Origin of the sequence: Streptomyces sp. NPDC058678 (genome assembly GCF_042714835.1) — a bacterium.
GTDB lineage: Bacteria > Actinomycetota > Actinomycetes > Streptomycetales > Streptomycetaceae > Streptomyces.
This window is the reverse complement of the sequence record NZ_JBHXSG010000074.1, coordinates 19,648-40,348: the sequence shown is the minus strand read 5'-3', so window position 1 is coordinate 40,348 and position 20,701 is coordinate 19,648. Positions and strand designations below refer to the sequence as shown.

General features: G+C 67.6%; 15 protein-coding genes and 4 pseudogenes. 10 read left to right on the top strand and 9 right to left on the bottom strand.

All coding sequences use genetic code 11. The annotated features are described in order from the left end of the window. Positions 1-333 precede the first annotated feature (333 nt). The 4 genes and pseudogenes from ACFWWR_RS41020 to ACFWWR_RS41005 form a co-directional block, all read left to right on the top strand. Entirely contained in the window at positions 334-1,644 is a 1,311-nt protein-coding gene (locus ACFWWR_RS41020; RefSeq protein WP_384309033.1) for a cellulose binding domain-containing protein, read from the top strand. 22 nt (positions 1,645-1,666) lie between these two features. Beyond that, entirely contained in the window at positions 1,667-2,839 is a 1,173-nt protein-coding gene (locus ACFWWR_RS41015) for a cellulose-binding domain-containing protein (protein ID WP_384309031.1), read from the top strand. Between the two features lie 211 nt (positions 2,840-3,050). Then, complete coding sequence (locus ACFWWR_RS41010; protein WP_384309038.1) at positions 3,051-4,526, top strand: cellulase family glycosylhydrolase; 1,476 nt, start codon at positions 3,051-3,053, stop codon at positions 4,524-4,526. Between the two features lie 857 nt (positions 4,527-5,383). Next, positions 5,384-5,536 (top strand): annotated as a pseudogene (locus ACFWWR_RS41005) (helix-turn-helix domain-containing protein); the annotation flags it as partial. 213 nt (positions 5,537-5,749) lie between these two features. Here ACFWWR_RS41005 and ACFWWR_RS41000 read toward each other — a convergent pair. From ACFWWR_RS41000 to ACFWWR_RS40980, 5 genes and pseudogenes are all read right to left on the bottom strand, one after another. Further along, positions 5,750-7,342, bottom strand: coding sequence for a peptide-N4-asparagine amidase (locus ACFWWR_RS41000; RefSeq protein ID WP_384309028.1), 1,593 nt, complete (start codon positions 7,340-7,342; stop codon positions 5,750-5,752). Positions 7,343-7,737: 395 nt separating this feature from the next. After that, a complete protein-coding gene (locus ACFWWR_RS40995) occupies positions 7,738-7,959 on the bottom strand; it encodes a hypothetical protein (protein ID WP_383878179.1) in 222 nt (73 codons plus the stop codon). Positions 7,960-8,044: 85 nt separating this feature from the next. Continuing rightward, positions 8,045-8,601, bottom strand: a pseudogene (gene tpg, locus ACFWWR_RS40990) (telomere-protecting terminal protein Tpg). A 6-nt stretch (positions 8,602-8,607) separates the two neighbouring features. Next, a pseudogene (tap, locus tag ACFWWR_RS40985) lies at positions 8,608-9,860 on the bottom strand (telomere-associated protein Tap); the annotation flags it as partial. Between the two features lie 16 nt (positions 9,861-9,876). Beyond that, entirely contained in the window at positions 9,877-10,062 is a 186-nt protein-coding gene (locus ACFWWR_RS40980) for a hypothetical protein (protein WP_384309026.1), read from the bottom strand. Between the two features lie 182 nt (positions 10,063-10,244). Between ACFWWR_RS40980 and ACFWWR_RS40975 the strand changes: the two genes are divergently transcribed. After that, positions 10,245-10,964 (top strand): IS6 family transposase, encoded by a 720-nt coding sequence (locus ACFWWR_RS40975; protein ID WP_384309023.1) that lies wholly within the window; start codon positions 10,245-10,247, stop codon positions 10,962-10,964. Positions 10,965-11,005: 41 nt separating this feature from the next. On the opposite strand, the gene ACFWWR_RS40970 is transcribed toward ACFWWR_RS40975, so the two are convergent. Both ACFWWR_RS40970 and ACFWWR_RS40965 read right to left on the bottom strand, forming a co-directional pair. Next, positions 11,006-11,599 carry a VOC family protein gene (locus ACFWWR_RS40970; RefSeq protein WP_384309020.1) on the bottom strand — a complete coding sequence of 198 codons (594 nt, stop codon included), beginning with the start codon at positions 11,597-11,599 and terminating at the stop codon, positions 11,006-11,008. Between the two features lie 33 nt (positions 11,600-11,632). Further along, positions 11,633-12,406 carry an SDR family NAD(P)-dependent oxidoreductase gene (locus ACFWWR_RS40965; protein ID WP_383878337.1) on the bottom strand — a complete coding sequence of 258 codons (774 nt, stop codon included), beginning with the start codon at positions 12,404-12,406 and terminating at the stop codon, positions 11,633-11,635. A gap of 44 nt (positions 12,407-12,450) precedes the next feature. Here ACFWWR_RS40965 and ACFWWR_RS40960 point away from each other — a divergent pair, with 44 nt between their 5' ends. The 5 genes and pseudogenes from ACFWWR_RS40960 to ACFWWR_RS40940 all read left to right on the top strand — a co-directional run bounded on the left by ACFWWR_RS40960 (position 12,451) and on the right by ACFWWR_RS40940 (position 15,644). Continuing rightward, positions 12,451-13,116 carry a TetR/AcrR family transcriptional regulator gene (locus ACFWWR_RS40960; RefSeq protein ID WP_383878339.1) on the top strand — a complete coding sequence of 222 codons (666 nt, stop codon included), beginning with the start codon at positions 12,451-12,453 and terminating at the stop codon, positions 13,114-13,116. A gap of 132 nt (positions 13,117-13,248) precedes the next feature. Next, a complete protein-coding gene (locus ACFWWR_RS40955) occupies positions 13,249-13,518 on the top strand; it encodes a hypothetical protein (RefSeq protein WP_383878341.1) in 270 nt (89 codons plus the stop codon). A gap of 79 nt (positions 13,519-13,597) precedes the next feature. Continuing rightward, on the top strand, positions 13,598-14,323 hold the full coding sequence (locus ACFWWR_RS40950) for a ParB N-terminal domain-containing protein (RefSeq protein WP_384309018.1): 726 nt from the start codon (positions 13,598-13,600) through the stop codon (positions 14,321-14,323). 401 nt (positions 14,324-14,724) lie between these two features. Continuing rightward, positions 14,725-15,231 (top strand): annotated as a pseudogene (locus ACFWWR_RS40945) (transposase); the annotation flags it as partial. After that, positions 15,228-15,644 (top strand): hypothetical protein, encoded by a 417-nt coding sequence (locus ACFWWR_RS40940; RefSeq protein ID WP_383878345.1) that lies wholly within the window; start codon positions 15,228-15,230, stop codon positions 15,642-15,644. The pseudogene ACFWWR_RS40945 and the gene ACFWWR_RS40940, both read left to right, overlap by 4 nt. Positions 15,645-15,681: 37 nt before the next feature. Here ACFWWR_RS40940 and ACFWWR_RS40935 read toward each other — a convergent pair whose 3' ends face one another. Together ACFWWR_RS40935 and ACFWWR_RS40930 are read right to left on the bottom strand one after the other, a co-directional pair. Further along, positions 15,682-16,215, bottom strand: a complete 534-nt coding sequence (locus ACFWWR_RS40935; protein ID WP_384309016.1) for a hypothetical protein — start codon at positions 16,213-16,215, stop codon at positions 15,682-15,684. A gap of 113 nt (positions 16,216-16,328) precedes the next feature. Then, positions 16,329-19,997, bottom strand: a complete 3,669-nt coding sequence (locus tag ACFWWR_RS40930) for a hypothetical protein (protein WP_384309014.1) — start codon at positions 19,995-19,997, stop codon at positions 16,329-16,331. Positions 19,998-20,701 lie beyond the last annotated feature (704 nt).

Sequence of the window (20,701 nt, the reverse complement as noted above, 5' to 3'; positions counted from 1 at the left end):
CAACGTCATCTGGGCCCTCCTGCGCGACGGGCGGTGCTACCAGCCGGCGCCGCCAGACGCTTTGGCGGCTTGACAAACACCATTAGGAATCCGGGACGACTTCTTCTAACTCCACCCCTGTCCGGGCCGGGCATGCCCCGGCTCGGACAGGGCGAAAACTCCGACGGGAACCCATGCCCCTTGTCAGGGGCATGGCCCTCTTCTACAGTCCACGGATACAGAGGTTGTGGGAGCGCTCCCATGGTGAGGTGTTCCAGCGCTCACTCCCCTCCCTCCGAGAGGACTCCCATACGAACGCCACGGCGCCCCGTCACGAAGAAGGCGGATCCCCCCATGCAGCTTCTTTCGACCCCCCGCTCGCCGGCCCGAAGGCGCACCGCCACGTTGCTGGCAGCGCTCTGCTGCGCCGCGTTACCCGTCGTGGCCGCGGCGGCCCAGCCGCCCGCGGCGAGTACCGCCGCAAATGAGGTCCTGGGCAACGCGACCCACTTCGCCGGGCTCGGCAGCCCCTACGGCGGCTGCGGTCTGCCGCAGCGCGAACTGGACAGCCAGGACTTCGTGGCGCTCAACGTGTTCAACACACCCGGCGACTACTCGAGCACCTACCCCCGCCCGGTGCCGGACTCAAGCGCAGCGGTCAAGGGCGTCTTCGACAACGGCCGCAACTGCGGCCGCTGGATCAAGGTCACCATCGGGGACTACTGCACCGGCACCAACGACGGCGCCCCGGGCCGGCCCTTCTGCCGCAACGGCTCCTGGGTGGCCGACAAGTACAACGGGGCCACCATGACCATGCTCGTCGCGGACAGCTGCGCCGATTCCAACGCCTGGTGCCGGGACGACCCCAACCACCTCGACCTGGCAACCGACTCCCTCAACCGCTTCCGGATCGGCGGCACCCCAGTGGGGACGATGTACCCGGACCACTGGAACAACCGTCATGTCTCCTGGAGCTTCGTCCCGGCCCCGGACTACAGCGGCGACATCCGTATCGGCTTCCTCAGGGGAGCCCAGCGGTACTGGCCCGCCATCGCCGTCTCCCATCTGCCCAACGGCATCCACGGCGTCCAGTACCTGGCGAACGGTACCTGGACCGACGCCGCAATGAACAGCGACATGGGGCAGTCCTACGTCATCGGCGCGACGGCCTCCGGCCAAAGCAGCTTCACCATACGGATCCGCGACGCAGCCGACGCCTGGCTGGGCGGCGGCCGTACGTACTCCTTCTCGCTGCCGTCAGGCTGCGCGGGAGGCTGCTCGCAGGACTACACCGCCGTCCCCTACACCACCGACAGCTCTGGAGGGACACCACCTCCCACTCCCGCGCCGATCCCCTCCGGCGACACCGCCTGCACGGCGGAGTGGAAGCTGACCGGCTCATGGCAGAGCGGGTACCAGGCCGACGTCACGGTCACCAACACCGGGTCCCGGCCGGTCACCGACTGGTCGGTGCACCACACCCTGCCGGGCGGTGTGACCGTGGCGAACCGCTGGAACGCGGTGGTGGATCCGTCCCGCCCCGCCACCACCGTTCACAACGCCTCCTACAACGGCTCGCTGTCACCGGGCGCGTCGACGACCTGGGGGATGACGCTCAGCGGCGACGACCGAGACCTCGGCACACTCTCCTGCACCGCGTCCTGACTCTCGGAGATTGATCATGGCCATGACTTCATTACGCGTGCGCCGCCACCGCCTGCCGCTCTGGGCATTGGTGCTGACCGTGGCGGCGGTGGCCCTTCCTGCCATCGCGACGTCGCGCGCTCAGGGCGCGGCGACGGGCTGCACGGTCACGTACACCACCAACGAGTGGTCCGGCGGCTTCACCGCCCAGATCCGCGTCACGAATCTCGGCGCCGCCCTGAGCGGCTGGCGGCTGGAGTGGACCTACGGCGGCGACCAGCAGGTCACGTCCGCCTGGAACGCGCAGGTCACCCGGTCGGGCAGCGCGGTGACCGCTGTGAACGTCGCGCACAATGCCGTGCTCGCCGCCGGCGGGTCCGTGGACTTCGGGCTCCAGGGCACCTGGCGCACCGCCGACCCGGCTCCCACCGCCTTTGCCCTCAACGGCACGCCGTGCGGCGGAACCGCGAGTCCCACCCCGACGGCGACCGCCTCACCGACAGCGACTGCGACAGCCACGGCGCCGGCCGAATGCGCCGGGGCGACGGTCTGCTCCGACTTCGAGGACCAGACCGGTACCGTGCCCTCGGGCCCCTGGCAGACCACGGCACCCGACTGCCAGGGCACGGGGAAGGTCAGCGTCGACACGTCCGTCGCCTACAGCGGCACCAGGTCGCTGCGCGTCGACGGCGGCGCCGGCTACTGCAACCACGTCTTCGCAGCCCCCACCCGCGATCTGTCCTCCGTCGGGCCCGTGGTGTACGTACGCATGCGGGTCCGGCATACCACCGCCCTGCCCACCAACCACGTCACCGTCGTATCCATGCCGGACGCCTCACAGGGCGGCAGGGCGCTGCGCGTCGGCGGGCAGAACGGCGCGCTGCAGTGGAACCGCGAGAGCGACGACGCGACGCTGCCGGAACAGAGCCCGGCGGGGGTCGCGCTCAGCACGCCGCTGCCGACCGGCCGGTGGCTGTGCCTGCGGTTCCAGATCGACACCACCGCCCAGTCCATGCGCACATGGGTCGACGACCAGGAGGTCGCCGGACTGCACGTGGACGGGGTGGCGACCCAGAACGTCGACGGGCAGTGGCTCGCCCGTGGGACCCCTCCCCGCCCCACCGGCCTGCGCCTGGGGTGGGAGAGCTACGGCACCGGGGACGACACTCTCTGGTTCGACGACGTGGCCCTGGGCTCCTCACCGATCGGCTGCTGACGCCCGCGTGGGGTCCGTCGGGAAGACAGGATCTGAACGCGCGACAGTTGTTGATTCCTTGATCCGTACGGCACGCAGTACCCCCTGGTGGACCGGTCAGCTGCAGGCCCTCGGCCTGGGCCCGGCTCACCAGCTCGTCGATCAGCTGGGTATCGAGCTCATCGATCCCTTACGGCAACGAGGAGATCAAGTGAAATGTCGTCACGCCTTAATGGCCACCGGCGCCGCCGGTGCACTGATCCTGGGTGGCCTTGCAATCGCCACCCTGCCCGCATCGGCAGCCGCCACCGGCTGCTCGGTCGCGTACAAGGTGCAGAGCGAATGGCCGGGAGGGTTCACCGCGAACCTGGCCATCACAAATCTCGGCTCCCCCGTGCGAGGGTGGACCGCGACGTTCGACTTCCCGAACTCCGACCAGAAGGTCACCAACGGCTGGAGTGCCACGTGGACACAGTCCGGAACCCACGTGTCCGCCACCAGCCTCGACTGGAACGGAGCGCTGGATACGAGCAGGTCGGCTTCCATCGGGTTCACCGGTGCGTGGAAGGGCGCCAATCCGCAACCCGCATCGGTTGCGCTCAACGGCGTGACCTGTACCGGCTCGGTGACATCCCCGACCCCCAGCCCCACCACCACTCCGACCAGCGGTCCCAGTGGTCCGGCCCCGGAACTGAAGGTTTCCGGCAACAAGATCGTCACCGCGAGCGGCAAGCAGTACCGGCTGCTGGGTGTGGACCGCTCCAGCGGTGAATACGCTTGTGTGCAGGGCAAGGGGCTATGGGACAGCGGCCCGGTCGACCAGGCTTCCGTCGACGCGATGAAGACCTGGAACATCCACGCGGTACGCGTGCCGTTGAACGAGGAATGCTGGCTCGGCATCAACGGCTCGCCCAATGGAGCCACCTACCAGCAGGGCGTCAAGGACTACGTCAACCTGCTGGTGGCCAATGGCATCACCCCGATCCTCGATCTGCACTGGACCCGGGGTGCCTACACCAACGGGCCGGATTGGCACTGCAAGGACGCCACCGCGACCTGCCAGAAACCGATGCCGGACGCGCAGTACGCCACCCAGTTCTGGACCGGTGTCGCCAACGCCTTCAAGGGCAATGATGCCGTCGTCTTCGATCTGTTCAACGAGCCGTACCCGGAGATCGCCGCCGACTGGGACAAGACCGTCGGCTGGCGGTGCTGGCGAGACGGCGGTACCTGCACGGGCCTTCCCTATGAGACGGCCGGCATGCAGGACCTGGTCGACGCGGTCCGGGCCACCGGAGCGACCAACGTCCTCATGCTGGGTGGCCTGGAGTGGGCCAACGGCATGCGGGAGTGGCTGACGTACAAGCCGACCGACCCACTGAACAACCTCGCCGCGTCATGGCACTCCTACAGCTTCAACGCCTGCGCGACCGAATCCTGCTGGGACAGCCAGGTCGCGCCGCTCGCACAACAAGTGCCGGTCGTCATCGGTGAGTTCGGCCAAGACAACTGCGGCTTCGACTACATGCAGCGGCTGGTCGACTGGGCCGACGCGCACAACATGGGTTATCTCGCATGGACCTGGAACCCGTGGGGCTGCAGCACCGGCGCCGTACTCATCAAGGACTGGGCCGGAACCCCGGAACCTGGCGTCGGCGAGGGGCTGAAGGCCCACCTGATCAGCCAGGACCCCTACACGACCCCGTAACCGCGCACCCAGCGGCCGCCCAGCCGCGTACGACGCCGCCCCGGCCGGATGCCCCAACAGCACAACTCGGCCCGGGCGGCTTTCGACCACCACGAGTGTGAGTGTGGCGAGGTGCTCGAACCGCAGCCCACAGGGGAGTCGCCGGCTCCCGGACTCCAGGTGTGAACCCGGTCGGCGGCCGGCATCGGAACGTCCCGCACCAGCCGGATGCCCATTCGTCCTTGTCCGACAGGATTCCTCGTGCGTGCAGGCGGAGGGTCTGCTTGACAGTGCAGGTCAGGAGCGCTTGGCGACCGGCTCCAGGCCGCCCGTGACGGCATCGTCAAGGTCACCCCCTCCCGGGCGCCCGGCTGGCGACCACTACCGCGGCTGGCGAGATGTCGTCCCCTTCGCCGCCTGCACCGCCCGGATAGGCGAGGTCTCAGGCTGCCGCGTCGGAGACTTCGACACCAGCCGATGGATCTGGTCCGTGCGGGGGCCCCAACTGGTCCCCACTCGCGGTCATAGGTCTGCCGCCGAACGCTCCGTGAGACGTGCCGACACCGTGGCCAGGATCCAACCCGCTGGACAGCCGCGAGGCCCGGCAGATCGAGCGGCTGCACCCCCCCTATGGTCACCCACCGCGTCATGCCAGAAAAGCCCGCCCTCAGCAGTCTGCCCGACACTTCACAAAACTCTGGCGAAGCCCCAGTTATGTTTTCTGCGGTCCTGCAAGAGGGCCGCTGGCCTCCGGGTCCGGCATGACTGTGTCCCAAGGCCGGGTAGTTACTGACCTTTGCGGCGTGATGTCGTTGGGGGCTGACGATGCGTGATCGTCGCGGTATGCCGGTTGTGTCGGATATCCGCAGGGTGGTGGGCTGACGCCTGAACGGCAGGCGTTTCGCGAGCGGATCCGGCTGGAGGCAGCGGAGCGATTCGCTGCGGGTGCCTCCAACGCCGAGGTCGCCAAGGACTTACGGGTGAGTGTGCGCTCGGTGCAGCGCTGGCGCCGATCCTGGCACGACGCCAGCACCGAGGGGCTGCGGTCTGCCGGGCCGGTGTCACGGCCCAAGCTGAGTGAGGCCCTGTTCACCGTGCTCGAGCAGGAACTCGCCAAGGGGCCGCTCGCGCACGGATGGCCGGACCAGACCTGGAGGCTGCCAAGGATCAAGACGCTGATCGGGCGCCGGTTCCACAAAAGCATGACGCTGTCGGCGACTGCGCGCCAAGGGCTGGGTCCGGGGTCAGCAGCCGCGCATGTCCTTCGTCAGCACCCCTTGCTCCGTCGCGAGTGTGTGGTCGTAGCACGCGCCGGGAGCCCGGAGCCGGTAGCGCTCGCTGGTTGTGGCCACCGCGTGCCGGTCCTCGCGAGGGACGCCGAGGGTGAAGGTGGCGTCTCCCTGGTAGATGTCGTCGATGCGGGTGGCGTCGAGGAGCGCGTGGTCGCCGACGGACATGATCACGCGGAGGCGGTTGGCGCTGTCGATGGTGGAGCGGCCGTCGAGCGTGTAGGTGCGGTTCGTGCGGGACACCTGGCCGTTGGTGGTCACGGCCTGGTGGTCGCTCCACGTACCGGTCTGGTCGTCGGTGTTCTCGTCCGGCGTCCACTGGTGGTCGATCGCGGTCGTGACGGTCCGCTCGACCGTCGTCGTGACCCGGCCGTGGGAGGTGTCCAGGTAGCCGGTGACCTTCAACCGGTCCTCGCCGTCGGTCACCAGGTGGCGCAGCGAACCGTCGGTGTAGGTGTTGCTCACCGCCGGATCCGCCCTCTTGTACGACGTCACGGCCCCCGTCACCACCGACTTGTGTGCGTCCTGCCACACCAGGATGTTCGTCGGCGCGCTCCACCCCGTCTGGCCGCTCGGCACCCCGACCACCGACACGTCGACCTTGTGCGCTCTGCCGTCGTTGAGCAGCCCCGCGAACGGAGTCAGGTCGAACTCCAGCGGCCGTACGTCGAAGGCGTGTGGGGCGGGGATCACCGACCACAGGTAGGGCGACCAGCCCCCGGTCCACACGTTCGGATACGGCGAGGCGATTCCGGCGACCTTCCCGTCGATGCTCACCTGCACCTCGCGGTACGGACCGTCGTCCCCGCCCTGGCAGGAGTACGACGCGGACGGCGTGACCACCGAGTACCAGAACTCCTCACAGCCGCCGCCCGAGCCGGTGGCGTACACCTCGGCGAGAATCCGCGTGGAGTTGCGTGGAGTGGTCAGCGAGGCGCCGGTCGTCACGCTGTCACCGTCGCTGAGGGGGATGACCCGGTCGGGGGCGGAGGGTGTACGACCGGGCTCGGGGGCGTAGAAGGTGAGGGTCACCTTGACGTCGAGCACGCCGGTGTAGGTGTCGTTTACAACGTTGCCTATGAGCATGTCGACCGACTGTGCGCTACTCAGCGTCTTCTCGTACTCGGTCACGTCCTTCTCGACGGACCAGTTGATCCCGTCCTGCGAGGGCTCGGGCGTCGATGTACGGAAGACCTGTACACCTCCGATGTCCAGATAACCGAGCCGGTCGTATTGCCGTCCCTTCACACTCCCGTCCATCCGCAGGACGACCTTGGACCAGCGGCCGGGGGTGCCGCAGCCGGTGGGCGGCGTGTAGGTGCCGGTGTAGGGGGTGAAGTCCTTGAACTGCGCCTGGGCGATCGTGACCGAACACGACTTGGTGTGCGGCGTCGAGATGGCCGGGGCGGCGGTCACCGGGTCGTGGTAGTCGGTCCCGAACTCCGCCTGCACCGTGTCGGCGGAAGCTGTGCCCAGGGACAGACTGAGGGCGGCAAGCGCGCCGGCCAGCACGGTGGCCGTCCTTCCCGGACGGATCAGGGATCTCATGGGTGCCGAAGGTCTCGTGAGTGTCATAGGGCGCAGTGAACAAGCGCGTCCCGGCCCCGGCCAAGGGCAGGTGGAAGGTATTGACCAATTCCAGACCGTTCACCGACCGAGCGGGAATGCGCCCGTAATCCAGCCGCCGGGGAAGCCCGGATCGCGAGGCCACCCCATGGTGCACTGGACGTGCAACCATTGCGCTGCGTGGTGAGTCCCCCTCCCGCCGCACTCAGATCATCGCGGGCTGCCACAGGCCACGCGCTCCGCAGGAGCGTCGTGTTCACGCGCACCGACCTTCGCCGGGCTCTCGCCACGGCCATGGCTGTCGCCCTGACCGGTGGACTGTTGACCAGGACGGCGATCGCGTCGGCCGGCCGGTACCCCGTGGACTCCGGCGACCTTCACGGTGGGGGTGCTGTTCGCGCCGAGCCGCCCGACGGGGCACCCGTGCCGTTGCGGGTGTCGAGGAAGCGGGTGGGGTTGGCCGGCACGAAGGGGCTGCCCCAGGGGGAGGTGCCGTCGACGACGGAGCTGGTATACAGGCCCTTGAGGTCGGCGATCAGGTGGACGTGTCCGCCGCTGTTGTAGAGCTTGATCTGGCCGCCGGTGCACACCTTGGTCACGACCAGGTTGGAAACGGTCTGCCCGGCGCGGTAGTTGAGGTTGGACGTGCTGGGGCGGCGAACGCGGACTCGCAGCTTTCGAGATCTACAAGTCGAACTCAAGGTGTTCGATGTCCGTGAACCGGACCTCCTCGAGGTTCCGGCGCGGCGGCCGCCGTCCTGGAAGTACACCTCCTTGAGTGCCTCAGCAGCGAGCTCCTGCAGGCGCTGCTCGGTGGCACCCTGCTCCTGGGCGTCGAAGAGGCGGGCCGCGTACTGCGGCGGAAGCGCGACGGTCAGGTGCCGGATGCGGTCCTGGTCCGTCGAGCCGATCGGCGCGGTGTAGCCGAGCCGGGCGCGGGTGTCGATGACGATGCCGCCGGTGGTCGCCGCCTTCTGGCGGGCCTTGGCGCGGATCTGTGGCTGCCAGCGGGCCTTCACCTCGCGCTCCAGGCGCGCGGCGAGGTCCGGGCGTGGCTTTTTGATCTGGTCCTTCACGTACCGCTCGACGGTGCGCTGGGAGATCCGCAGCATCTGAGCAACGGCCCTGGTGCCCTTGAGCTGCTTGACCAGGTACCGCATCTGCGCGCCCGCGCTCTTGGGCGCTGGGCGGGTGAACGCCTTCTGCACCGCGGCTTCCAGGCCGTCCCCGAACATGCTCATCGCCTGCTACTCCCCGCTGTCCTTGTCCGTGACCTGCCCGTCCTTGATGTACCGGGCGAGGTTGAGCTCCGGGGCGTTGAACCGCTCGCGGACCTCCTCGCCCCACAGGACGCTCTGGGTGCCCTCCCACTTGACGAAGCCCGGGTTGATGCCGAGCTTGAACCCGCCCGGCAGCGGCTTGCCGTCCCGGTAGGGCAGGAAGTCCAGCGGGCTAGTGCCATCGGCCGCGTACACGACGCAGTCGGACAGGACCGCGACCGGGTACTGGCCGGTGAACGCCGCGTGCTTGACGATCTTTCGGTGCAGGTTGATCCGGGTGCGGGAGATGACCGCCGCGCGGATGTCCGGCCGCCAGGTCGGGCGGGCAAGGGCGCGCCACGGCTGGCCGGGCTTCCAGCCCTCGCCTCGGGGGCGCTCGCGGAGCTTGCCCAGACCGCCCTTCACCGTCGCCTTGACCGCGGAGACGACGATCGCCAGCTCCGGGTCACGGTCGCGGTAGCCGTCCATCGCGGCGAGGAAGTCGGCCGCCTCCATGGCGGCGTCCACGCCGAGGTCGGCCATCGTGGCGAGGAAGGCGTCGCGCAGCCGCTGGTACCAGCCGTCCAGGTAACGGCCACTCTCGTAGCGGACGTACGCCTCGATCGGCGTGACGTCGTAGCCGAGCTCCACCGCGTAAGCGACGGTCGGCGTCGCGTACCAGGCCGGGCCCTGCGGTTGCTCGCCCTTCGGCGTGAACGGGCTGGGCAGCAGACTGGCGTCCAGGTCCGCCCACTTGTCCTTGCCGAGCCTCACCCTCGACAGGTCCACATGGGAGAGGTCGACCAGCCAGGAGCCGGGCAGCGTCGCATCGAACACCGGCGCCTTGAGGTGCGTCGGCGCGCCGAGGCCGTGACCAGGCCGTTGGCGCCGGCGGCGAAGGCCATGTTCACGTCGATGCCGACCAGGTGCCGCAGGGTGCACTCGGCATCCGTCATCGGCCGCGCCCAGTCGTACGCCTCCTCGAACAGCTTCTCCCCCGGGCCGCGAACGTGGAAGCGCGGCAGATCCTTGAGGAGCGGGTGTCCGTCGGGGGCCTCGCACGGCGCGCAGTCCACCGGGTCCTTGCCCAGGCTGCCGGGGTTGTGCTCGGAGTGCCGCTTGCCGTCGGCGTCCGGCTCCGAGGCGCGGGTCGGCGGGTGCAACGCGGTCATCAGCTCCAGGCCGGTCACGGCGGTCGATCCACGCGGGGTCATCACCCGCGACGCGTACACGCCCAGTAGAACGGGTCGAGGCAGACTACGCGCAGAATGCGTCCTTCACGGCAGTCACGATCTTCGCGCCCTGAGCATCCGTGAGCTGTCCGGCCGTTCCGCCGCTGAACCGGTAGTTGGCGTTGCTCGCTAGGGTCGCGTCGTCCTTCCCAGCCTTGACGTCGCGGCACACGTTGACGGAGCGTCGTACTGCGCGGTCCTCCTTGAGCACGAGTTCAGGCTTAATCGCACCGAGCGCGGCAATGAGTTGCTTCGTCTGTGCAGCGTCGGGCGACGGATCCGACTTGGGTGCAGCGGGTGCGGGTACTCCGGTGACACGATCGCGTCGGGCACTGTCACGTTGGCTGACCGGTGGGATGATCTTCTGGTTGGTCAGCCTGGGAGGGGTCGTCGGTGGGGAGTGCGTCGCTGTCGTACAAGGGGCACCGGTATCCGGTCGAGGTCATCTCCCACTGCGTGTGGCTGTACTACCGCTTCCCGCTGTCGTTTCGCGAGGTCGAGGAGCTGATGTTCGAGCGCGGCGTGAGCGTCTCCTATGAGACGGTGCGGCGGTGGTGTGGGAAGTTCGGGCAGACCTACGCCAACGCGCTGCGCCGCCGGCAGCCTCGGCCTGGGGACAAGTGGCATCTGGATGAAGTCTTCATCAAGATCAACGGAGAGCAGTGGTACCTGTGGCGGGCCGTCGACCAGGACGGCAACGTCCTGGACATCCTGGTGCAGAACCGCCGGGACAAGGCCGCGGCCAGGCGCTTCTTCCGCAGGCTGATAAAGAAGACCGGTGCGGTGCCGCGGGTGGTCGTCACCGACAAGCTCCGCTCCTACGGCGCGGCCCACCGCGAGATCATGCCCTCCGTCGAGCATCGCTCGCACAAGGGCCTGAACAACCGGGCGGAGAACAGCCACCAGCCAACCAGGCAGCGTGAACGCGCTATGAAGGGCTTCCACAGTACCGGCGCAGCCCAGCGGTTCCTGTCCGCATTCAGCGGCATCTCACCCCACTTCCGGCCCCGCCGCCATCTGATGCCCGCACACGACTACCGGGCCGAGATGACCGTCCGCTTCGCAATCTGGGAGCAGATCACCCAAGTCGTCGGCCTGTCCACCACGGCCTGAGCACAGCCCGGAACCGGGCTCCACCACACCGCGACACACCATCAGACACCTACCCACCCAACAACGTGACAGCGCCCCACCCGCCCCTCTGCGACCGTGCCCGGCCTGGCATCGGGTCCCTCGCCGTCGATCTCCAGGTATCGGACCGTCTCCACCGGAACTTTCGCGCCCTCGGGTGCGGCTCGCCGCACTGTGTTGACCCCGCCGTGCCGTACGTCGGCGGAGGTCAGTCGCTCGGCAACCTTGTCGATGGCGGGCGACGAGAACATGAGGATGTGCACCCCCTGGAAGCGGTCCAGGCGCGCGGCCAGGTTAGCGCTGGTCTCGCCGATCCGTTCCACGAGCAGGGGCAACACCTCGGCCGGCGCCTGCAGGGGAACGAGGTGTGTGTCGGCGGGCAGGCTCCCGGTGTCTCCTTCCTTCACCCATGTCGCGAGTTCGAGGAAGGAATACGGGAAATCCGCATGGGTGTTGGCGGCTCCGAAGGGTTCGGGCGCCGCACCCTCACGCCGGGACATCGCCGGACAGCTGGGCGGTGGCATGACGAACCCCAGCCGCTCGTACAGGCTGAGCGCCTGAGCCAGGATCTCGACGATGTGGCCCACGTGGTGGATGCGGGCAATGTCGGGTCCCATGGTCCTCTCCGGTCGTCGCGTCGCCCTCGTCGGTCAGACGCGTGGACCGAGGAACAGGCCGCCGCTCGCGTCGATGACCTGGCCGGTGATCCAGCGAGCGGCGTCGGATGCGAGGAAGGCGACCACATCGGCGACGTCGTTGGGCCCGCCTAGCCGGTCGAGTGCCGTCATAGCGGTGATCTGTTCGGCGAGGCCCGGCACGTCGAAGATGGCTCCGTTGGCCGCCGTCCTGGTGGCTCCGGGAGCGACAGCGTTCACCGTGATCCCCCGGGGCCCGAGTTGGTTGGCCAGGGTCCTGCTCATCGTCTCGACCGCGGCTTTCGTCATGGCGAAGGACGTCTGGGCCGAGTTGGCCATCCGGGTCGCCGCCGATGAGATCGTGATGATCCGGCCGCCGTCACGCAGCAGGGGCATTGCGTGCTCGATGATGAAATACGGCGCTCGCACGTTGACCGCGAACAGGCGGTCGAACTCCGCCCGGGTCGTCGCGCCGAGCGGGCCGGCAGGTGCAGCCGCGGCGTTGTTGACGAGGATGTCGAGCGGTCTACCCGACAAGCAGTCCTCGACACCGGCGAAGAGCGTCTCGACATCGCCGTCCACGCCCAGTTCAGCCCGGACGGCGCGGGCGGCCCCACCAGCCCGTTCTACCGCCTCGACCGTCGCCGCCGCCCCGCTCTCGTCCGTGCCGAAATGCACGATGACCATGCCCCCTTCCGCTGCGAGCCGGGCTGCGATCGCTTGGCCGATGCCACGCGACGCACCCGTCACCAAAGCCGTCCTGCCGACCTGACCGCTCACACCGTCCACCCCATCCGCACGTTAGTTACTAACATTGCGGTAGTGTCTACCATATGACGGAGCGAAAGCCTACCCTGAGGGAACGGCAGCGAGCCGGGACGCGGCGCGTGATCCAGGAGCATGCGGTGCGGTTGTTTACCGACCGCGGCTACGACGCGGTGACGGTGGCCGAAGTCGCTGAGGCTGCCGGTGTCTCGGCGATGACCGTGTACCGGCACTTCCCCACCAAGGAGGACCTCGTCCTCATCGACCAGCCCGCCCGGCTCATCGCCGAGAAGGTCGCCGCATCGCCCGTGACGCAGCCCGTGGTACGCCGCGTCGGTGGCGCACTCATCGATGCGGCCACGGTGTTGACCGGTGACGAGGGGGGCGAACCAGCAGTGAGCGAGCGGTTCCTGCTGGACTGCCTCCGGCTGATGGTCTCGACGCCCGCGCTGCGGGCCCGGCATCTGGACAGCCAGTACGCTCTCCAGCAGGCCATCGTCAACGCCCTCGGCCTGGACGACGCGACGACCCACGACGCCGCGTTCCGTGCCCAGGCCGCGACCAGCGCATGCCTGGCCACAATGCACACTGCATTGACGCGCTGGGCCGAGGACGACGGGCAAACGGAACTGCCCGACCTGATCGCGCGAGCACTCGCCGCGTCCTTCGGGGACGCCGTCGCCACCGGCCATGGGAATCAAGGCGGCCATAACCCGCCGTCAGGACAGGACTGACCCAAGCCGCGCCTGCTGCTCTCCCTCGCCGACGAGGCACAGGGCGAGGCCGCCGGCGTCCCGGAGAACGTCTGGAAGACCGGCGTCCAGCAGGCCATCATCGGCAAGCCCCACGACTTCCGCGTCGCCACCGTGATCGCCCCCAAGGGCGCGATGTGGATGCTGCTCAGCGCCCCGAAGATGCGTAACCCCAAGCAGCTCACACTGAGCCTGCTCCGCGGCTTCGTCGAGGTCGACCAGCTGATCCGCTCCGGCGCCCGCGAGAACCGCGTCGCCTGGGTCCGCCACGAGATGAACGTGGCGCCGCTCAGCAAGCGGAAGGCGAACAAGCTCCAGGCGCAGATCCTCGCCGACGGCGCCGAAGCCGAACGCATCACCACGGACCTCGCCCGCCGCCTGTGACCAGCATGCCGACCCCCGCACCGGCCGCCTACGCCGGAAGGAGCCCGGCATGAAGTACCGCGGACGCATGCGGACGTCGATGCTCAACGACCGGCAGATCATGCCCACCGACTTCCGTCGGTGGGCCGACTGCCGCCGTCAGTTCGCCCAGGGCAAGGACCGGCAGAAGGTCGACGAACTCAAGGCGTCCATCGAGGAGGACGGCCTCGAAAAGCCGATCCTCTTGTGCATCAACGAGCGGTGGCGCGACATCTACGTGTCCGACGGACACCACCGCGCCATCGCCGTCCTCGAGCTGGAGCTGCCCCGCTTCCCCTTCCACTGGCACTGGATCCGGTACGGCGTCCACATCGAGCACGAGCCCTTCCCCTACGAGCTGCTGGAGGCAGGGCGCGGCCGCCGGGCTGAAGCCGTAGGTCTTCCAGCAGAAGGGCCTCAGCCTCGCCGCCCGCCCGAACGATCTGTACGCGATCTCCGTGATTGCCCCGACAACACCATCCGCCGCCACGCGGCTGCGCCGCCGCCCACGGGAGGTCGGCGCGACGCTGGTGTGGGCATTCGTGGAGGTCGACCAGCTGTGCTGCAAAGGCGCCTGGCAGCACCGTATCGACCTGACCGGCACGAGATGGGCGTCGACGTCCTTGCCAAGCACAAGACCCGGGCCATGTACCGGATCGAGGCCGACTGGGAAGCCGAAGCCGGGGAGGCACCGGGCAGATCGTCGGCAAAGTCATCCGACGGAACCGGCAGGCCGAAGCCGCCGCCGAACGCGAATCCGCTGACAGCTACGGAAAGCGGGGCCTGACCGGCGGCTGATCCGACCACCCCCGATCGATAGCTCACCGTCTACCACGACCGGCTGAAACTCGTCTTCGGTGCGGGACTGGTCGAGGGCGAGGGCGGCTTCGCCCGTTAAGCACGACGGCATGTCTTGAAGCGGTGTGCAGTACCAGTGGTCCGGTCTGGGGAGCTTGGGCACCCTCCCACTCGCGGCGCCGTGGCATCTGCTGCACGGGCAACGTGATCATCGCTGGCGGTGCCGTCAACGGCACCCATGCGTGCATGGGGCTCGTGAGCGTCCGCGCCGACTGGAGTGTGGGCTGAGACGCCAGAACGGTTTTCCAGCCCACTCCGTACCGGCCGAGCAGCTGCTCACTGAGGACGCGGGACCGCCTGCCTCGTTGCCAGAGTGCATGGACGCGGTGGAGTGTCCGGGCGGCCACCGGGGTCCCCGCAGTCACGACGGGCAAAGACGCCGCGAAACGGATGCCTGGCCGCAAGCGAGGACTGGCCGTGGACGTCCTCGGCCTGGTCATCGCCGTCACCGTGCTGGCCGCGAGTGTCCACGACAACGCCGCCGGCATCGCTCTGCTCGACCAAGTCGCCGTCGCGGCCGGCGGCTCGGTCAGCAAGGCCCTGGTCGACCAGGGCTTCAAGAACCAGGTCGTCACGCACGGGGCCGCCCTCGGCATCGACGTCGAGATCGTCCGGCGCAACCCTGAGGAGCGGGGATTCGTTCCGCAGCCGAAACGGTGGCGGGTGGAGCAGACGTTCGGGACTCTGATACTGCACCGGCGCCTGGTCCGCGACTACGAACACCGCCCGGCCTCCTCCACCTCACGCGTCTACTGGGCCATGACCCACGTCATGGCCCGTCGGCTCACCGACGCGAGCACGCTCACCTGGCGCGATCCGCAGGTGGCCGGCGCGTGAACCTCAGCCCCCTCCTCCAGGCGCTCGACCTTCAGGAAGACGCCGCCCGGGCCCTGGCCGACGATCTCCGCACCCAGATCGACACCCTGCAGACCCAGCTCCGCGAGGCCCAACTACGTCTGGAACACCTCGCCATCACCCGCACGACCATCACCGGCCTCGCCGACCGAATCCCTGCCCAGAGCCCCGACCCATCAGGGAGTCTGGAGCTGCCCGAGCACCCGGACTACCCGCGCATCCTCGCCGTCTTCAACGACACCACCGGCCCACTGAGGGCCCGCGACATCTGCCAGGCCCTCGACTTCGAGCTCCTGCCGAAACACATCGAACGCACCCGAGCCAAGATGAAACGCCTGGTCACACTAGGAATCCTCACCGAGGCCGAGCCCGGCACCTTCAGCAAGAAGCAGTAACCAAGCCCGGAACGGACATCAACTCACGAACCGCCCACTAAGAGCCAATCTCGCCGACATCAAGGCCAATGGCCTGCCCGCCCTGTTCGACTGAGTCGGCGCGAACGCTGGCTTCAAGCGAGCCGGAGCGAATCGCGCGGGCTCGTATCGCTGCCACGTAGCCGCGAACCTCCTTGACGGAGGCCTCGCTGGTGACATCGATGGCGCTCTTTTGCCTCGACTCGCCCATGAAGACGATCGGTTGGCCGTAAACGGCTTCCAGGGTCCGACGCAGGGCGTCGACCTGCTCGATTGTCGGAGCGTCTTGCAGATCGATCTCGTCCACGCCTTGGCCGTACTCGCTGAGTGCCCGGCGGAGCTCTCGCAATTCCGCTTCCAGCTCACCGGCGCGCACCAAGTCGAGCTGGAGTGCCCCTGACGGGGTCTCGAACAAATCTGCGGGAAGTTCGACGGCCTTAGCCTTGCGTTCCCTGCGCTGCTTCAGCACCTCACCAGCCTGGCCGTAGAGGAACTTCACACCCTCGCTCAGCGCGGCTGCCCCGATAGCCACCAACGTGATTGGATCCGGCAAGATTCCGCTCCTTTCACCAGCAGATCCAGCAATTCTCCCCTGCCCGGGTCGAGCCCGGAGGGTTTCAACGCAAATGCGCCATCCAAGCTTCGGAAGAGCCTGTGGTACTGCCGTCAGGATTCCTCGCGGTGTGCGCTCCAGCGCACGACGAGGCCGATGAACCCGCGTGAGGCGACTACCAAGATGTGTCGCCCGGACCAGAAAGCGTGCCGGACCTCACCGCCGCAGTCGATTCTGAGCCGAACGCCGCTGCTGCTGTCCCACACGACCAATGTGTGACCGACGCCAAGCAAGATCCATGGCCGACCCTCCACGAGCAGCATGTCCAACGTGGCGCCCGCGACTCCTGTATCAATCTCGGCAGCGTCATCGCCGCCGGTCAGCCGCAGTACCCGAACGGTGGATCCCTCAAGGCGAAACGTCACCCAAACTTCGGTGTCCAGCTCATGGAGTCGCACGGAGTGCGGCCGCGGTTCGAAGAACGTCGACGTCTGCTCCTTGCTGAACGGTTGCTCGAACCTGCCCTCCACGACCCGGATCACGTCAAGGCGGCCGTCCGCCATCGTCATCGCCATCCACAACCCACGGTGTGAGTCCAGGAGTTGCAGCTCCATAACGGCAGCCGTCTGGGTCATGAGGGTGTCATCGAGGTATTCGTCGGCACCTTCGTCGCCCGAGGCCGACCAGATGACGAGGTGCACCTCGCGATCGGCACCGCCGTAGACCATCAACAGCCGATCACCCTTCAGTAGGAGAGCGATAGCGTTTTGCTCTGGCCATCGAAGGCCGCTGTCCCGGCATGCGACAGTCTCGCCGGAGGGGTCGACGATGGCGATGTTCCGGGTGCTGTCCACGATCGCGAAGCCGCCCGAACCCGCGAGGTCGGCGGCAGCCGCCCAAACCGGGCTGTCCCAGGAGATGACTACTTGGTCCTCGCCGGTGTCCGTGTCGATCACCAAGACGTCATTGCCGGAGCAACCGAGCAGTTGGGTGCCGCCGATCCAACTCGTGTGTCGTAGATCCACAGGCGGTTGCGGGCCCTCGTCGGTGCCACCCACCTCCTCCGTCTGCGGAACGAACCAAAGCCTCACCTGTTCGCTGTCAACCGATGCCAAGAGCAGCACGTTCGGGTACTGATGGATACCGAGGTAGGAGACCGACTTCGGCATACGCTCTAGCGTGGCGACGATCTTGCGATCGGACAGCGAATAGACGGTGGCGCAGCCGTGCTGGAGATGCACGCAGAGACGTTCGTCCCTGTCGAGTGCCGTGAGTGCCCCGTCCAACACCGAACCGGGCTCCGGGTACTCGAACAGCACTGTGTCGCTGCTGACGAGCAGGTCATGCCAGCTCAGCCTGCGAGCTGAGAGGTCGGCCGAGTCGAACTCGCTCAACAAGTGCGGCCGACCCTCGAGCATCGACATGCCGACGTAGTCGCGGTTCGATATGTCGTCGTCGACGGACACACGCTCCGCATCAACCGAGGGGCGGGACCAGTAGAGCACTGACCTCGTGGACTCCATCCTCATCAGCGGGTTGGACTCGGACTCGTCGCCCAGAAATGACATGTCGACCACCGCGACCACCGCAACGTCGTCACCGTGAAGAGCGCAATAGAGAGCGCTAACGCTCTCCTCATGACCGGGCAGCAGCTCATACTCAAGGCGACAAGTGGGGCCAATCCGCCATACCTGCAACGTGCCGGCCGAACCCGTGGGACGCCCGACATGAGCAGTCCCCGTCGCTATGTTCACGTATCCCCTGGCGCCTTCCGCACCGACCACCAACAATGGTGCTCCTGTGTCGTTCGCAACGAACTGGACGGCGTTCACTTGGCCGTCACCAGCCTCCCGGCAACTGGCGATCCTGCTGCGGGTGACGAGGTTCCACACCTGCACCGTCCCCTCGTCCGCGCCGACCGCTATCAGCGTGTCACCGCCGGACTGGAACAGGTCGATGGCGGTCACTGCCACGTCGGGCAGGTCCAGGGCCCACTGCAGAGCGCCGTTCGAACCGACGTCGACAATGGCGATTCGATGCCGGCGCGGCACGACCAGTGCCTCGCTCCCGGCGATAGAGCAGAATCTCGGCGGCCCGATTACATCACCGTCCACCGCAGCGACGACCGCGTGCTCGGGCTCCACCTGCCACTTGCTCCAACGCGGCCACCAACTTGACAGCTGCGCGGCGGCCAGCAGCCCGTCGGCCACGTCGGTGCACTCCGACTGCAGCGCGACCAGACGCAACAGCGAGGCCCGGGGGGCGAGATCGGTGTCGGACAACTGATGAAACGAGCGGCGCAGCACCATGACGGATTCGGAGGCCAGCGGTTTGAGCGTGAGGTCGGCGGCGTGCCTCAGCAGGAGGTCCTGAATCTGCTGGCGTGACGCAGAGAGCAGAAGGCTGCTATCGCTGACGAAGTCCGAGAATTCCTTCACCACGCCTCTGCCCAGGCTGGTCTCGGGCCTCAGCGCGTCGATGGACGCCCTGAAATGAAACGCCGTATGCGTTCTCGCGTACCGGTTGACGCATTCGCCCCACGCCCCGTGCCACTCCTCGGCGAGAGCGCGCGCGACTCGAGCATGCGCCTCGCCCGCGAGGATAGGAGCCTCGTCCGAGGTGGTGAGGAAGTCGGAGAACGACCAATGATAGATCTTCCAGGGCCGATGACGGCCAGTACCCGTCACGAAGCTGCCAAGGTCCTCGAGGACGTCGAGAACAGCCGACTGATCCAAACCGGTGATCGTAGCAAGCTGATCGGTGTCCAAGCCTTCCTCTCGCGCGACCGCCAACGCGGCCAGCACCGGGCGTATCTCGTGCCGCCATCGTTCGGTGCCGGATGAGGGCCCCGAGCGACGCAGGGTCTCGAGCATCCTCCGGTACAGATCTGTGAGACCGTCGCCTGACCCACCAGCCGCAGCATGGCGCGCATACAGGAAGTTGCCGTTGCTGGCGTGGGCGATGCTCTGCACATCCGTGGCCGTCGCGCCGTCCACCAGCCGTGGCGCTCGCGTGCGCAGATACTGCTCGACGTCGGCCATGCCCTCCGCGAGGTGATCGGAAAAGTTGATCAGGGCATCGTTCGCCCGAAGGTCGCGGGGGCTGTCCCTACTCGTTACGACCAGCCGAAGTGGACCGCCCCGCAACGGCCCGCGCAGCACGAGATTCTCGATGTTCAGTCCGGGACCCAGGTGGCGTGACTCGTCGAGTGCGTCGACCAACACGACCGGTTGGGCCCGCAGGGACAGGTTCGACAGGGGCCTGACCACGAGATCCTGAACGAGCTGGCGGCACGCCCCAGCGTCGAAGTCCCGGCCCACCAGCGACAGGCGCTCGATGTACACCCCGACCGACAGACCGGCGTTATGACCCGCGTACGCGTTTCCAAACAAGCTCATCCTGCTCTCGTGGAAAGCCGCCTGCGCGAGGTGTGCGGCCTGCGCATCGGCGAACCCTGAGACACTGTCGCGGAGCTGGTCACTCAGTCTGAGAACGAAGGAGGTCGGGTCGAGGGAAGCATCGTCAGTGGAGTCACAGAAGTGCGCGGCGCTCAATCGTGGCGGGCCCGGCTCGCCTTCACGGTCCCGGTTGAAGCTAGCCCAGTGCCGCGCCAACGCGCTCTTGCCGACGCCCGGTTGACCACAGATGAACAGCACCGCGCCGTCACTGTCGTACCACCGTTGAATCAGCGGCCAGATCCACCTTCGCCCGGCGAAGGACGCCGCTTCAGTCCCCGTCTCTATAGGTAAACCCACCCGGCCAGCCACCGCATCGTCAGCCATACATCATCTTGCACGATACGACAACGTCATGGATACACCTGCTGCATTCGCGCTGGTGACGGGTCGGACGAGGTGGGGTAGTCCGGCGGCCGGCCGCAGCTCTGGCGTTACAGCACGGGCGGAGGTGAGATTCCGTGAATCCGTAGGAGCACCGCCCCGTATGTGGAAGGGACTCCGGCAAGTGCGGACAGCCGCTGTCGTGGGCTGATGCACGCCAAGTCTGTTTCTGGCAGCGGCCTCCTCCAGGTTGAGTGAGGAAGCCGTGACGGGCGAGGCGTCCGAAGCGGCTGCGGTGACGTTCATGGCCGGATCGTCGACGGGCATGCCGAGGAGTTCGTGTAGTTCAAGGACCCGGATTGCCTGGTCGGAGTGCTGATTGAGAGCGTTCATGACGGGCCTGGTAGGTGGTGGCCTGTTCAGCAGGGATCGAGCTCGCCTCCGTCGCCGGTCGGCGCGAGTTCGGCGGCGGTCTTCCAGGCGGTTGCCAACTCCGTAGCATGGACAACGGTTTCGTCGTGGCGGTCCTGGAGACCGGTCAGGACTCAGTGATGGTCACGCGCCCGCCCGTAGGGTGTCGCGCCAGGCCGGGACGGGTGTGGTGAGGCAACGGGACATGTTCGCGATGCAAGCCCAGTAGACGCGTGAGGCGGTCCGGTCCACCAGCGCGCCGGTCCGGCGCAGCCACTTGCACAGCCCAGAACCGG